This window comes from Oxalobacter vibrioformis (assembly GCF_027118995.1).
Lineage (GTDB): Bacteria > Pseudomonadota > Gammaproteobacteria > Burkholderiales > Burkholderiaceae_D > Oxalobacter > Oxalobacter vibrioformis.
On record NZ_CP098242.1, the window covers coordinates 525,519 to 539,808 of the forward strand.

The window sequence follows — 14,290 nt, forward strand, 5'->3', positions numbered from 1 at the left end:
CACCCCTAAGAAAGTAATCAGCCAAGGTGCCGCGAAAGCATCGCTGAAACACCTGTCAATGCCGCAAACGTATCCTGTATGACGTAAACGGGAATATGGGACAGGTAGGATGAAAAACGCCCTTTTTCTTCAAAACGCTGCCTGAATCCTGATGCAAAAAAGCGTTCCCCCAATCGTGGCACGATCCCTCCCCCGATATAGATTCCGCCTCTTGCACCCAGTGTCAGCGCCAGGTTGCCGGCCACCGTGCCCAGCATCTGGCAAAATGTTTCGACGACCTCTTCGCACCAGCGGCATTCTCCTGACAGCGCTTTGGCCGTAATATCGGCTGCACGAAGCGGATCAGCATCCCTGCCCCGGCTTTCCATGATCAGGCGATAAATCAGCTCCAGTCCCATCCCGGATATGAAACGTTCCGCTGATACGTGTGGATACTGTTTTTTGGCAAGACGCAACAACTCGATTTCCCGTTCACTGAAAGGCGAAAATGTCGCATGCCCTCCTTCCGCTTCAAGCGGCACCCAGACCTCACCACAGGGAATCAGGCCTGAAACGCCCAAACCGGTTCCGGCACCCAGCAGACCAATTGGCTGGTCGGCAACGGGATCATCTCCTCCCACCTGCTTTAATGCTTCCGGTGCCATAAAAGGCAGCGCCATTGCCAGCGCCGTGAAGTCGTTGATGAAAAGCAGCGTGTCAAAATCAAATTTTTTCCGGACGGCTTCAATCGAAAAAGCCCACGCCGAATTGGTCATTTTGATCCGGTCCCCCGTAACGGGGTTGGCGATGGCCATGGCGGCATGCCGTATGTGCTTCGAACCGGCAGCAACCGCTTCGGATTGTGACAGGAACTTCTCCAGCGCTTCTTCCAGGCCTGAAAATGAACGGTTCGGATAAATCGACATGACTTCAATACCGCCTGGCATTGTCTCAATGGCAAAACGCGCATTGGTGCCGCCGATATCAGCCAGCAGGCGGGGAAAATGGTCAGTCATACCGGTTATATTCATCCCTGTTCCTATTTTCAAATCCGGATTGATGCTTTTTACAGGATAAATGATAACGTATCACCCTGCACTTTATTGAAAACCGGCTGATTTGATGGTGGCATTATGTTAAAATTTCCAACCGGTTACACCTAACATTTCAGCGAAAGAGGAACAATGGCAGGTCATAGTAAATGGGCAAATATCAAGCATAAAAAAGCCGCTGCTGACGCAAAACGCGGCAAAATCTGGACACGTATCATCAAGGAAATCACTGTTGCCGCCCGGATGGGTGGCGGTGATCCAAATGCCAATCCACGGTTACGCATTGCCGTTGACAAGGCAACCGATGCGAATATGCCAAAGGAAAACATCAGCCGGGCAATCGCACGCGGCAGCGGCAATCTGGAAGGGGTAAATTACGAAGAAGTCCGCTACGAAGGATATGGCATCAATGGCGCTGCCATTATCGTTGATTGCATGACAGACAACCGCGTCAGAACCGTTGCCGATGTGCGCCACGCATTCAACAAGTTTGGCGGAAACATGGGAACAGAAGGGTCTGTTGCCTTTCTTTTCAAGCGCTGCGGCCAATTGTTCTTTGCGCCGGGAACCGATGAAGACGCACTCATGGAAGCCGCGCTGGATGCCGGTGCAGAAGATGTCATTACGGATGAGGAAGGCGGTATTGAAGTCCTCTGTACCCCGGCTGATTTCACCCAGGTGAGAGAAGCGCTGGAAAATGCCGGTTTCAAGCCGGAAGTGGCGGAAATTATCATGCGCCCGGAAACGGAAACCGAATTTTCCGGAGATGATGCGCAAAGAATGCAGAAACTCCTGGACGCCCTTGAAAATATTGATGACGTGCAGGAAGTGTATACCAATGCCGTCATTGAAAATGATGAGTAAAAAAACCTTTTAATTCTTTTATAAAAAAACTGATGAAAATTCTGGTAATCGGCTCTGGTGGCCGTGAACATGCCCTGGCCTGGAAACTGACCCAGTCCAGACGAACCCAGGTGGTATGTGTCGCTCCAGGCAATGGTGGCACTGCACGCCATCCGCACATGGTCAACATTGACATTACCAGCCCGGAAAAACTGGTTGAGTTTGTCAGGGAAGAAGGTATTGGTTTGACCATTGTCGGTCCTGAAGCCCCTCTGGCTGCTGGGGTTGTCAACATTTTTCGGGATGCCGGACTGAAGATATTTGGCCCGACCAAAGAAGCAGCACAACTGGAAAGCTCCAAGGATTTTTCCAAGGCTTTCATGAAACGGCATGGCATTCCAACTGCTGATTACCAGACATTTACCGATGCGGCAGCAGCTCATCAGTATATTCGTGACAAGGGTATTCCGATTGTTATCAAAGCTGACGGACTGGCAGCCGGAAAAGGCGTCATCGTGGCAATGACGGAAGATGAAGCGCATGAAGCAGTGGACATGATGCTCTCGGATAACAAGTTCGGAGAAGCGGGTGCACGGGTTGTCATTGAGGAATTTCTGGAAGGTGAGGAAGCGAGCTTCATTGTACTGGTGGACGGAAAAAACATCCTGCCGCTGGCGACAAGCCAGGACCATAAACGCCTGAAAGACCAGGATCAGGGCCCCAATACGGGGGGCATGGGTGCCTATTCCCCCGCCCCGGTCATCACACCGGCATTGCATGCACGTATTTTGCGCGAAATCATCCTGCCTACCGTCAATGGCATGGCAAAGGATGGCATCACCTATACCGGTTTTCTCTATGCAGGCATCATGATTGACAAAAACGGCAACCCAAAGACGCTTGAATTCAACTGTCGCATGGGTGACCCGGAAACCCAGCCCATCATGGCACGCCTGAAAAGTGACCTGCTTCATGTCATGGAACATGCTGTCAATGGAACGCTGAATAAAATTGAATTGCAATGGGACCGGCGAACGGCGCTGGGTGTCGTGCTGGCATCTGAAGGTTATCCGGATACGCCTGTTACGGGAAAGGAAATCACCGGCATTCCAAAGGAAAACGAAGACTGTGTGGTCTTCCAGGCCGGAACACAATATATCCAGGACAAACTCCTGACTTCGGGCGGCAGGGTACTGTGTGTTGTTGGCTTGGCTGACACCATGCGCATGGCCCAGAAAATCGCCTATGATGCGATTGATGAGATCCGGTTTGATGGCATGCAGTACCGCAAGGATATCGGCTGGAGAGCGACGAAAAAACTGCCGGCGAAGGGATAATGAAAACAAACCGACGGGGGCTATTTGTCAGCTGATTGCATCGTCATTTTAGGCGGCAGCTTTGATCCGGTTCATGCGGGACATATCGCCATAGCAGAATATTTCTGTCATCTGTTTCAGACCAGAATGCTCAGGCTGATTCCAGCAGGGAATCCCTGGCAAAAGCCTGCACTTCACGCCTCTGCCATACAGCGAATTGACATGCTCAGGCTGGCGTTTGAAGCCAGTCTGCTTTCTGTCACCATAGACCGGCAAGAAACAGAACGCTCAGGCCCAAGTTACACGATCGATACCCTTCGCGCTATTCGTACTGAAACCGGAAATCACATTTCACTGGTTTTCATTGTAGGCGCAGACCAGTTGCTTAACCTGAATACCTGGCATCAATGGAAACAGCTTGTTGACTTTGCCCATATTGCTGTTGCTTCACGCCCCGGATTTACGCTTGAACCTTCCACCCTCCCGCAAGAGGTGTATGACCTGTTCTTCAGCCGCCTTGCAGATCCTGATGAAATCAGAAACACACCCTGTGGACATACCTGTCTTGCCGAAAGCATGGATGTTGATATTTCAGCAAGCGAAATTCGGAAAAATGCCTGGCGTTCAGACACATATCATCCGCTTGTCCCGGCCAAAGTGCTAGACTATATCGTGAAAAATAATCTTTACAGGGATTAAATGAATATCAAGAAACTGCAGACTATCATTATTGAAGCACTGGAAGATGTCAAAGCTGTTGATATCGCCTTGTTTGACACAAGCAAACTGACGAGCATGTTTGATCGTCTGGTGATTGCATCGGGCACATCAAACCGTCAGACGAAGGCACTTGCCGCCTCTGTTCGCGACAAGGTGCGCCAGGCCGGAGGCACTGTCGTTGGCATGGAAGGTGAAGATGCCGGTGAATGGGTGCTTGTTGATGTGGGGGATATTGTGGTCCATATCATGCAACCCCCTATCCGTGCCTATTACCAACTGGAAGAAATATGGGGCGGCAAAAAAATTGACCTGGATAAGGCAAGAGAAACAGCCAAGCCAAAAACCGTAAAAAGCAAAACAGCAGTTGCTAAACCTGCAGGGAAAGCCGCTGCACCGAAAAAACGTGCTACGCCAGTAAAGAAAGCCGCTACCAGTACGGCAGAAAAGCCAAAAACAGCAAAAAAATCTACTGCTGCGTTATCAAAAACTGCCGCTGCTCCCAAAAAGACAGTGAAAAGTCCTGCTGTTGCACCGAAAAAAACAGGAACCAGAAAAAAGCCAGCTGAATAACACTATCCATGCAGTTGTTTATTATTGCCGTTGGAAACAAAATGCCTGACTGGGTCGAAAGCGGATACAAGGAATACGAAAAACGTATGCCTTCCGAATGCAAGCTCAACCTGAAAGAAATCAGGCCTGTCGACCGTTCATCAAACCGGTCGGCAGAGTCCGTTATGGCTGCGGAATGCACGCGGATAAAATCTGCATTGCCGAAAAACGCCCGCGTCATAGCGCTGGATGAACATGGAAAAAATGTGACAACCATGCAACTGGCACAGGAACTGGAAAAATGGCAGCAGGAAGGCCGTGATGTTGTTTTCGTGATTGGTGGCGCTGATGGCCTGGATAGCGAATTTAAAAAAGAAGCCGATGACCTGTTCCGGCTTTCCAATATGACCCTGCCTCACGGCATGGTACGGGTACTGCTTGCCGAGCAGCTATACCGTGCCTGGTCCATCACCAAAAACCACCCTTACCATAGGAGCTGATTGATTCATGCGGCAAACGGACAGAAAAATTTACCTTGCATCAAAAAGTCCCCGCCGCCGCGAATTATTGCGCCAGATCGACATCGATTTTGAGCTGCTTTTTCTGGGCTCAAAAGACCCAAAAAACACTGATGTGGTAAATGAAGACGTCCTTCCCGGTGAATTACCGCAGGACTATGTCCGGCGCATATCAAAAGAAAAGGCGGATTTCGCCTGGCACTCCCTGGAACAGCGGCGCCTTCTTCCGCGCCCCGTTTTGACAGCGGATACCACGGTTGTTCTTGATAACAGCATACTGGGTAAACCCCAGAATAAAAACGAGGCGGCAACCATGCTGCATAAATTATCCGGAAAAACCCATAAAGTCCTCACCTGCGTGACAATCAGAAAAAACGACCAGTTACTGCAGGAATTGCAGGAGTCGGAAGTTACCTTTGCGGTGCTGTCTGATGAAATCATCAATCACTATTGCGATACGCTGGAGCCCTACGATAAAGCCGGTGCTTATGGCATACAGGGTCTGGCAGCAAAATTTATCACCCATATCTCCGGCAGCTACTCCGGCATCGTCGGCCTCCCGCTGTATGAAACGACAAAACTGTTACGAGAGGCAGGTGTTGATATCCCATGACTGAAGATATCCTGATCAATATCACCCCACAAGAAACGCGGATTGCTGTTGTTTCACAGGGCGCCACCCAGGAACTGCATATTGAAAGAACGCAGACGCGCGGATTGGCTGGCGATGTCTATCTCGGGAAGGTCGTTCGCGTTCTGCCAGGCATGCAATCCGCCTTTATTGACATCGGACTGGAACGTGCCGCTTTTCTTCACATTGCCGATATCTGGGATGCCAACCATGCTGACGGCTCGGCAGAAAAACCTGCCCCGATAGAAAAAATGCTTTCCGATGGACAATCCGTCATGGTCCGTGTGATCAAGGACCCACTGGGCACAAAAGGTGCGCGCCTTTCCACACAGATATCCATTGCCGGCAGGATGCTGGTTTACCTTCCACAGGAAGCGCATATTGGCATCTCCCAGCGCATCCAGGATGAAACCGAACGCGAGCTTTTACGAAGCCGCGTACAAACGCTGCTGCCGGAAGATGAAAAAGGCGGCTATATCGTCAGGACAATGGCTGAAGTCGCTTCAGATGACGATCTCAAACACGATATTGATTTCCTGCGAAAATTATGGAGCTCCATCAAGGATACTGCATATAAAAGTGCTTCCCCCTGCCTCCTTTATCAGGATCTGAGTCTCGCCCAGCGGGTTTTCCGGGATTTTGTTCATGAAAAAACCCGCAGCATCCAGATCGATTCTTATGAGGACTATCTCCATTTGCGCGAGTTTGCCAGCAACTATACACCGGACATCCTTCAGCGCCTCACCTACTACGAGGGTGATCGGTCACTTTTTGATCTGCACGGCGTAGAAGATGAACTCCAACTGGCGCTGGCAAAGCGGGTAGACCTGAAATCCGGCGGCTACCTGATCATTGACCAGACAGAGGCCATGACAACGATCGATGTGAATACCGGTGGTTTTGTGGGGGGGCGCAATTTCGATGACACCATTTTCAAAACCAACCTGGAAGCCGCCCATGCCATCGCACGGCAACTCCGCCTGCGTAATCTGGGCGGCATTATCATTCTGGACTTCATCGATATGGAAAGCCAGGAGCATCGCCATGCTGTTCTGGAAGAATTGAAAAAAACACTGGCCAATGACCGGACCAAAGTATCTGTCAGTGAATTTTCCGCGCTGGGCCTGGTTGAAATGACACGCAAACGCACCCGCGAATCACTGGCACATATCCTTTGCGAATCCTGCCCTGTCTGCCAGGGACGCGGGCAGGTCAAAACACCCCGGACTGTCTGCTATGAAATCATGCGGGATATTCAGAGCGAAGCCAAGCGCTTCAGTCCCCGGGAATTCCGGATTCTCGCATCCCAGGTTGTTATCGATATGTTCCTGGAAGAAGAATCCCAGTATCTTGCCACGCTGGGGGACCTCATCGGCAAACCTATTTCCCTGCAGGTTGAAAACACTTTCCTGCAGGATCAGTATGATGTCATCCTGATGTAACCTCGAGCAAAATATCAACCGCTATTTTTTGTCCTTGGGAAGATAAAGGCGCCTCTGCTTTAATCCGGTGTTGTAAAACTCAATGGCAGCATGTCCACGCAAAAGGAGTTCTTCAGGCACATCCTGAAGTAGGTCTGTTGTTCCCCTGTTATAACCAACCGGCTTCTCACCATTTTTCGCCTCAAAAATCACGGCATTTTCCGATATGCTGTACATGCCTGCATTGGTTCTTACAACAATAGTGCGTGGCCCGGGCTTGAATACTGACCGGCCAAGCGGGTTCATCCTGTCTGAGGAAATACCCAGAAAATCCAGAATCGAAGGCAATATATCGATCTGCTGTGTCGGCTGTGCTGTATTTACCTGTGGCAATTGCACAGACGGATGAAAATACAGGATAGGAATCCGCCAACTCCCTAAAGGATCTTTCCTGTAATTTTCCAGATGCATGTGCGTACCATGATCTGCAGTAATTACAAAAAGCGTATCTTTGTACCATGGCTTGTTTTTTGCTGTTTCAAAAAAACGGCGCAGGGCAAGGTCCGCATAAGCCTGTGATCGCAACACTGGAATGGGACCCTCAGGCAGTTTGCCTTTGTACTGTTCCGGTATATTGAACGGAAAATGTGCCGTGAGGGAAAACACCCCGACAGCAAATGGCTTGCCCTGTTCGTGCATTTCATCCAGTTTACCTGCGACATACTGAAAGTACGGCTCATCAAAAACACCCCATGAGGTATCCATATCAGCGGGATTGGGATAGTCTTCCTTGGCAAAATGCTGCTGAAACCCAGCCCTGACCGCAAATTTATCCAGAAACATGGTTCCCTTTTTCCCGCCATGAAAAAAAGCAGTGGAATACCCCTGCTCGGAAAGCGCATTGCCCAATCCCTCAAATTCGGCATTTGCATAGGGAGAAACGAGAAAAGGATCGGTTCCCAATGCTGGTATCCCCCCCAAAACAGCAGGTATCCCCTCAATCGAACGATTCGCATTGGCATACCCTTCATGGAAAAAAAGTGATTTTTCAGCCAGCTCATCAATAAAAGGGGTAAATCCTTTCTGGCCATTCACCTTCCCCATGTGATCCTGCGAAAGACTTTCCATCATGAAAACCACGATATTCTGTGGTTTGGTGGGACGATGTCCCTCCATAACAGAAGATGTCTCAACCGAGCCATTCAGATAAGGAGTCAGCTTCTCCATGTCACCAAAATACACTTTTCCCGTCACAGGAGTGGAGCGCAACTCCTTAATGAAGGTAAAAGGTGTATTCAATGCCCAGTTTCCGAGCTGCAGATCGGGGTAGGTATCCACAATTCTTATGGGCTTTGAGTTTTTGATCCCGCCTCTGATACCGATAACCAGGCAGGCAATAATCACAAGCAGCGATAATACCCAGTAAAGGGAAAAACGCAGCCGGTCTGTTTCATTCTCCACTGTGGCTTTTTGCGCTATCTTCCAGAGACAATAAGCCCACAAACACCAGAAAAAAAAGCCTGACACGATGAGGAAAGCATAATTTCCCATCAAGTCCGAAAAACTGAAGCTTCCCTCCCTGAAAAGAAAAAGCGTACTGACGGTCATTCTGGCTTTGACAAACCGAACCAGTTCAATATCAATCCATCCCATCGCAAAAAGCGGGGCAGCTGTCAAAAAGAGTACCAGCACTGCCAGATACCAGCGTCTTTTATCCAGGATTTTGGGTAAAGGAAGAATAACCAGTAAAGCCGGCACCACCATCAAATGTGCCAGGGCGGACGCATCAAAACGAAAGCCCAGCATAAGTGCCTGCCGGATTTCCTTCCAGGCATAATCCGCAAATTCCGGTCTGTTCCACCAGAAGTCAAACAGGCGCATCAGCAAAAACATGGCCCAGGTAATCACTGTCACCTGGATAAGACGATATAAACGTAAGCGAAGTGGCTGGCGCATGAAAACAGATAATGAGAAAAGAACTGATTATATCGTCATTCCCTGCATAAAAAGACGGCAACCAGTCATACCGAAGACTCCCCAATCCTGAAAAACCCACGCTGTTTTATGCAACCTTTTGTTTTATAATGGCAGACTTACCATTCTGTAGAGAATGCCGGCAAAATCGGCCCATCCACTTATTCAGTAATCGTCCAAATGAATTCACCCGTTAAAGTCACCGTTGCAGGAATGGGATTTGTTGGCTTGTCCAATGCCGTTCTGCTTGCCCAGCATAATGAAGTCGTGGTTCTGGATGTCATTCCGGAAAAAGTTGAAATGCTCAACAAAGGAGTATCACCCACTGTTGATGCTGAAATTGAAGATTATCTCAAAAATAGGAAACTCAACCTCCGGGCCACCCTCAACAAGGAAGATGCTTACAAAAATGCGGATTATGTGATTATCGCAACGCCGACGGACTATGACCCGGAAACCAATCACTTTAATACGCATTCCGTCGAAAGCGTCATACGCGATGCTATCCATTACTGTCCGGACGCGCTGATTATTATCAAATCGACGGTTCCCGTGGGTTATACCACCAGAATGCGCAGCGAACTGAAATGTAACAACCTGGTTTTTTCACCGGAATTTCTCCGTGAAGGCAAAGCACTTTATGACAACCTGCATCCGTCCCGCATCGTCGTCGGCGAACGCTCTGAGCGCGCAGAAAAGTTTGCCAACATGCTGAAAGAGGGTGCGATCGACAAAGATACTCCTGTTATTTTGACAGAATCAACCGAGGCAGAGGCGATCAAACTTTTTGCCAACACTTATCTGGCAATGCGGGTAGCCTATTTCAATGAACTGGATACCTATGCCGCCTCATTTGGCATTGATTCCCGGCAGATTATCGAAGGTGTTGCACTGGATCCCCGAATCGGCAATCACTACAACAATCCGTCATTCGGTTATGGCGGCTATTGCCTTCCCAAAGATACCAAGCAATTACTGGCCAATTACAGCCAGGTTCCCCAGAACCTGATCCAGGCCATTATCGAATCGAATCGCACCCGCAAGGATTTTATTGCTGACCGTATTGTTGAACAAAAGCCCAATGTTGTCGGCATTTATCGTCTCGTCATGAAAGCCGGCTCGGACAATTTCCGTTCATCCAGTATTCAGGGCGTAATGAAACGTGTCAAGGCCAAAGGCATTGAAGTTATTGTCTATGAGCCTGTCCTGCAGGAACCACAGTTCTTCAATTCCCGGGTAGTCAATAATCTGGATGCTTTCAAACAAGAAGCAGATATCATCGTTGCCAACCGTGTAACCGATGAAATCCGGGATGTGGAACACAAGGTCTACAGCAGAGATCTCTTTGGGGATAATTAACAGCACACCTAGGTAACGGAGAACCTGTGAAAAAAGTGCTGATAGTCCGTGCATCCGCCATAGGTGATATTGTCTTTGCTTCACCTTTTGCAGAGGCTATCAAAAAAACCTATCCGGATGCATACATTTCCTGGCTCATGGAAAAGGGAAATGAAGTGCTCATGGCTGATTCTCCCTATGTGGATGAATGCATTGTCATGCCCGTATCGGAATGGAAATCATTGTGGAAGAATGGAAAAAAACTTGAGGCTATCAAAAAGATACGTGCATTTGGCGCTGAATTGAAGGCCCGTCATTTTGACGTTGCCATTGATCTGCAAGGACTGCTCAAAAGCGGTATTTTTGCATGGATGAGTTCAGCTCCTGTACGTATTGGCCTGGGATCCAGAGAAGGCAGCCAATGGCTGATGAACAAAGTGATTTCCAGGGCTGGAGAATCTCACCGGATCAGCTCGGAATACCTATACCTTGCCGAACAGTTAAAGCTCGACCACAATCACTTCACTCCCTCGCTTTCCCTTAACTCCCAATCAGAAAAGCTGGCACTGGAAAAACTGGCAGCGCATGGTTTGCATCCGGGAAAATATGTCGTTTTCGCTGCTTTTACCACCAGACCCCAAAAACACTGGTTTGCCGATGCATGGCAAAACATGGCACCAATGGTCAAAGAAAAAACCGGATTAATCCCGATTCTTCTGGGTGGCCCGGCAGATAAAGTCGCAGCAGAGGAAATTCATTCTGGTGCACAGGATATTATCAACCTTGTCGGGCAAACCCGGCTGGCTGAGGCGGTTGCGATCGTTGCTCATGCAGGCGCATTAATTGGTGTTGATACCGGCCTGACCCATATGGGCATTGCTTTTGATATTCCTACCGTTGCCCTGTTTGGCTCGACCTGCCCTTATACCAATACAACCCGCGACAATGCGAAAGTCATCTGGCTGGGACTCCCCTGCTCTCCCTGTCGCCGTAAACCGACCTGTAATGACCGATTTGACTGTTTGAGGGAAATTACGCCTGAAAATGTCATGACAACGCTGGAATCGGCACTGAAGAGCGAATCATGAAAATACTCCATGTCGAATCCGGCAAGCATTTTTATGGCGGCGCCCGCCAGGTAGCGTATATCATCAAGGGATTGTCTGGGCTGGGCGTCAGCAATATCCTCGCATGTCCTATCGGTGCTGATATCGCCAGGGAAGTGTCACAATACGCACAGGTATATGAAATGCCCATGAAAGGCGATGCAGATATCGGGCTGGTCAGCCGGTTGACTGCTGTCATACGAAGCGACAAACCGGATATTGTCCATTTGCACAGCCGCAGGGGGGCAGATATCTGGGGAGGTATTGCGGCAAAACTGACACAAACTCCCTGCATCCTTTCAAGGAGAGTGGACAATCCTGAATCACGACTGCTGGTATCGATGAAATACCGGCTCTATGATCATGTTATTACCATCTCTGAAGCCATCCGCCAGGTTCTTCTCTCGGAAGGTGTTCCTCCTGAAAAAGTCACCTGTGTCCGTAGTGCCGTAGATCCAGCCCCCTATCTTCACGCTGTTGACCGGACCGCCATGCGGCAAGAGTTCAGCCTGCCGGATAACGCCATCGTCATTGGCATTGTTGCACAGCTTATCCCCAGAAAAGGACATGCCTACCTGATTGAAGCCATAAAAACCCTGAGCAGGGAATACCCGCACCTCCGTGTGCTCTGCTTCGGACAAGGACCGCTTCGTTCCCAGCTTGAATCTGCTGTACAGCAAAAAAACCTTTCTGACATTATTCAGTTCACCGGCTTCCGGACTGATCTTCCCAAGTGGTTAGGCGGTTTGGATATCCTTGCACACCCAGCAGACATGGAAGGACTCGGAGTATCCCTACTGCAGGCTTCCGCAGCCGCTGTGCCAATTATTACAACGAGGGCGGGCGGGCTGCCCGAAGCCGTTCTGGAAAACGCGACCGGTATCCTCATCGAACCGGGTGATACCCATGCCCTGACCGCTGCGCTCAAACTACTGATTGATGATGCTGATCTCAGGCATACTCTTGGCTCTGCGGGCAGGAAGCGTATAATGACCGACTTCTCTGTTGAAACAATGACACTGGGTAACCTGGATGTCTACAGAAAAGTACTGAACCACTCAAATTGAAGCAATGAACAACTCATCAAAAAGAAACTGGTTTTACCACCCTCTGTTTTCGCCTGTTTTTATTATTATCATGGGCATCATCCCACTGGCCAACTGGCTCCTGCTGGACCGTGATACCGCCATCTGGATGACTTTTGTCTGGGATGATTACATCACCCCTGTGCTTTATGTCCTGGCGATGATTGTCCTTTATGTCTGCAAGCCAAAGGACAATACCCCGAAGCAGAACATCAATTTCTGGCTCTTTGAATTTATTACGCTCGGTATGCTGTTGCGCGAACTGGGCATACAACACTGGCTGACACAGACAGATACCACCGCCATCAAAATCAGGTTTTTTCTGAATCCTAATAATCCGATTCATGAAAAAATCATAACCGCACTCTTCCTGCTGATGTGGCTTGTCATCGCCATTTACCTGTTCAAGCGTTACACCCGATTCCTGTTCCGGGAATTTTTCAGGCTGAATGCCACGGTATGGACCATCGGCACAACCTGTATGCTGACCGTTTTTGTCAAATTCGTTGATCGTTTTGCAGACAACTACAAACGTTATACAGGCGTATCCCTCAGTAATTTCTGGGATACGGGCATTTCTTCATTTGAAGAAATTTATGAAGCTTTCTTGCCGGTTCTCATCATGATTGCGGCCATCCAGTTTGCCCGGCTCAGAATTCGCCTGGAAGATTCCCGCCCCTGATGACGGAAATAAAGCGCTTTTTTACTGGAAAAACAGGCTGCCTTTGCCTTGGTCTTATTGGTAACCCGTCGGATTGTTTTCCTGCCAGCGCCAGGTATCCTCACACATCCGATGGATATCATATTGTGCCTGCCACCCCAGTAATTCTTTTGCCAGTGTCGGATCCGCATAACAGGCTGCGATATCTCCAGGCCGCCTGTCGGTGATCTGGTAGGGAACGGTTTTTCCTGATGCTTTTTCAAAGGCTTTTATCACTTCCAGCACGCTGTACGGACGCCCTGTCCCGATATTGACCGTGATAAAAGCTTCCTTTTCTTTCATCAGCTTGTCGAGCGCTGCAAGATGTGCAGATGCCAGATCTTCAACGTGAATATAATCACGTACGCCAGTCCCGTCCTCCGTTGGATAGTCACTACCAAAAACAGAAACCATTTCCCGTTTGCCAACTGCAACCTGCGAAATGAACGGCATAAGATTGTTCGGGATTCCTGTCGGGTCTTCTCCCATCAATCCGGATACATGCGCTCCTACCGGGTTGAAATATCTCAAGAGCGCCACATTCCAGAGCGACAGTGCCTTTTTACCATCACGCAGGATATCTTCAACCATTTGCTTGGTACGGCCATACACATTGACAGCCGAAACCGGTGTTTGCTCATCAAAACGCGCATAGCCTGGATCGCCATAAACCGTGGCAGAAGAAGAAAAAATCAGTGTATATATGCCAGCTTCAGCCATTTCCTGAAACAGAACTACACTTCCGGCAACATTGTTTTCATAATACAGAAAGGGCTTTTCCTCCCCTTCCCCCACCGCTTTAAGACCGGCAAAATGGATGACGGCACTGATAGCATGCTCATGAAAAATTTTCTTCAAGACTTTCCTGTCTCGAATATCGCCTTCGATAAAAACCGGGCGCTTTGCGCAAATCTGTTCAATACGATCCAGCACCTTGCGGTTACTGTTACTCAAATTATCCAGTATCACCACCTGATTGCCCCGCTGCATGAGTTGTACAACGGTATGAGAGCCGATATAACCTGTACCACCTGTTACAAGAATTGATGTTGTCATGT

Annotated in this window: 14 protein-coding genes; 11 read left to right on the forward strand and 3 right to left on the reverse strand. The window is 49.1% G+C overall.

The features are described from left to right. Window positions 1-17 precede the first annotated feature (17 nt). Complete coding sequence (locus NB640_RS02650; protein WP_269309598.1) at window positions 18-1,010, reverse strand: glucokinase; 993 nt, start codon at window positions 1,008-1,010, stop codon at window positions 18-20. Window positions 1,011-1,163: 153 nt separating this feature from the next. On the opposite strand from NB640_RS02650, the gene NB640_RS02655 reads away from it, so the two are divergent. Genes NB640_RS02655 through rng form a run of 7 tightly spaced genes read left to right on the forward strand, consistent with a single transcriptional unit; the run spans window position 1,164 to window position 7,050 of the window. Continuing rightward, window positions 1,164-1,895: a YebC/PmpR family DNA-binding transcriptional regulator gene (locus NB640_RS02655; protein ID WP_269309599.1), complete on the forward strand. Its 732-nt coding sequence runs from the start codon at window positions 1,164-1,166 to the stop codon at window positions 1,893-1,895. A gap of 32 nt (window positions 1,896-1,927) precedes the next feature. After that, entirely contained in the window at window positions 1,928-3,211 is a 1,284-nt protein-coding gene (gene purD, locus NB640_RS02660; protein WP_269309600.1) for a phosphoribosylamine--glycine ligase, read from the forward strand. A gap of 24 nt (window positions 3,212-3,235) precedes the next feature. Beyond that, complete coding sequence (gene nadD / locus NB640_RS02665) at window positions 3,236-3,889, forward strand: nicotinate-nucleotide adenylyltransferase (protein ID WP_269309601.1); 654 nt, start codon at window positions 3,236-3,238, stop codon at window positions 3,887-3,889. Continuing rightward, complete coding sequence (gene rsfS, locus NB640_RS02670; protein WP_269309602.1) at window positions 3,890-4,480, forward strand: ribosome silencing factor; 591 nt, start codon at window positions 3,890-3,892, stop codon at window positions 4,478-4,480. Window positions 4,481-4,488: 8 nt separating this feature from the next. Beyond that, window positions 4,489-4,959, forward strand: coding sequence for a 23S rRNA (pseudouridine(1915)-N(3))-methyltransferase RlmH (rlmH, locus tag NB640_RS02675; RefSeq protein WP_269309603.1), 471 nt, complete (start codon window positions 4,489-4,491; stop codon window positions 4,957-4,959). A gap of 7 nt (window positions 4,960-4,966) precedes the next feature. Beyond that, complete coding sequence (locus NB640_RS02680; RefSeq protein ID WP_269309605.1) at window positions 4,967-5,590, forward strand: Maf family protein; 624 nt, start codon at window positions 4,967-4,969, stop codon at window positions 5,588-5,590. Then, a complete protein-coding gene (gene rng / locus NB640_RS02685) occupies window positions 5,587-7,050 on the forward strand; it encodes a ribonuclease G (RefSeq protein ID WP_269309606.1) in 1,464 nt (487 codons plus the stop codon). Before NB640_RS02680 ends, rng begins: the two co-directional genes overlap by 4 nt. Before the next feature lie 21 nt (window positions 7,051-7,071). Here the strand turns inward: rng and NB640_RS02690 are convergent, their stop codons facing one another. After that, a complete protein-coding gene (locus NB640_RS02690; protein ID WP_269309608.1) occupies window positions 7,072-8,985 on the reverse strand; it encodes an LTA synthase family protein in 1,914 nt (637 codons plus the stop codon). 198 nt (window positions 8,986-9,183) lie between these two features. Here NB640_RS02690 and NB640_RS02695 point away from each other — a divergent pair, with 198 nt between their 5' ends. From NB640_RS02695 to NB640_RS02710, 4 genes are read left to right on the forward strand one after another with little or no spacing between them, the layout of a single operon-like run. After that, window positions 9,184-10,362 (forward strand): nucleotide sugar dehydrogenase, encoded by a 1,179-nt coding sequence (locus tag NB640_RS02695; RefSeq protein ID WP_269309609.1) that lies wholly within the window; start codon window positions 9,184-9,186, stop codon window positions 10,360-10,362. A 26-nt stretch (window positions 10,363-10,388) separates the two neighbouring features. After that, window positions 10,389-11,429 carry a lipopolysaccharide heptosyltransferase II gene (gene waaF, locus NB640_RS02700; RefSeq protein WP_269309610.1) on the forward strand — a complete coding sequence of 347 codons (1,041 nt, stop codon included), beginning with the start codon at window positions 10,389-10,391 and terminating at the stop codon, window positions 11,427-11,429. After that, window positions 11,426-12,514, forward strand: coding sequence for a glycosyltransferase (locus tag NB640_RS02705; protein WP_269309611.1), 1,089 nt, complete (start codon window positions 11,426-11,428; stop codon window positions 12,512-12,514). The genes waaF and NB640_RS02705 overlap by 4 nt, the downstream gene beginning before the upstream one ends. Before the next feature lie 4 nt (window positions 12,515-12,518). Further along, entirely contained in the window at window positions 12,519-13,214 is a 696-nt protein-coding gene (locus NB640_RS02710) for a hypothetical protein (protein ID WP_269309612.1), read from the forward strand. A 54-nt stretch (window positions 13,215-13,268) separates the two neighbouring features. Here the strand turns inward: NB640_RS02710 and galE are convergent, their stop codons facing one another. Beyond that, window positions 13,269-14,288, reverse strand: coding sequence for a UDP-glucose 4-epimerase GalE (galE, locus tag NB640_RS02715; protein WP_269309613.1), 1,020 nt, complete (start codon window positions 14,286-14,288; stop codon window positions 13,269-13,271). Window positions 14,289-14,290 lie beyond the last annotated feature (2 nt).

Bases quoted from the DNA above. Each gene is read 5' to 3' on its own strand.
- NB640_RS02650 (WP_269309598.1), bottom strand. From the start codon at position 1,010: ATGAATATAACCGGTATGACTGACCATTTTCCCCGCCTGCTGGCTGAT.
- NB640_RS02655 (WP_269309599.1), top strand. From the start codon at position 1,164: ATGGCAGGTCATAGTAAATGGGCAAATATCAAGCATAAAAAAGCCGCT.
- purD (WP_269309600.1), top strand. From the start codon at position 1,928: ATGAAAATTCTGGTAATCGGCTCTGGTGGCCGTGAACATGCCCTGGCC.
- rsfS (WP_269309602.1), top strand. From the start codon at position 3,890: ATGAATATCAAGAAACTGCAGACTATCATTATTGAAGCACTGGAAGAT.
- rlmH (WP_269309603.1), top strand. From the start codon at position 4,489: ATGCAGTTGTTTATTATTGCCGTTGGAAACAAAATGCCTGACTGGGTC.
- NB640_RS02680 (WP_269309605.1), top strand. From the start codon at position 4,967: ATGCGGCAAACGGACAGAAAAATTTACCTTGCATCAAAAAGTCCCCGC.
- rng (WP_269309606.1), top strand. From the start codon at position 5,587: ATGACTGAAGATATCCTGATCAATATCACCCCACAAGAAACGCGGATT.
- NB640_RS02690 (WP_269309608.1), bottom strand. From the start codon at position 8,985: ATGCGCCAGCCACTTCGCTTACGTTTATATCGTCTTATCCAGGTGACA.
- NB640_RS02695 (WP_269309609.1), top strand. From the start codon at position 9,184: ATGAATTCACCCGTTAAAGTCACCGTTGCAGGAATGGGATTTGTTGGC.
- NB640_RS02705 (WP_269309611.1), top strand. From the start codon at position 11,426: ATGAAAATACTCCATGTCGAATCCGGCAAGCATTTTTATGGCGGCGCC.
- NB640_RS02710 (WP_269309612.1), top strand. From the start codon at position 12,519: ATGAACAACTCATCAAAAAGAAACTGGTTTTACCACCCTCTGTTTTCG.
- galE (WP_269309613.1), bottom strand. From the start codon at position 14,288: ATGACAACATCAATTCTTGTAACAGGTGGTACAGGTTATATCGGCTCT.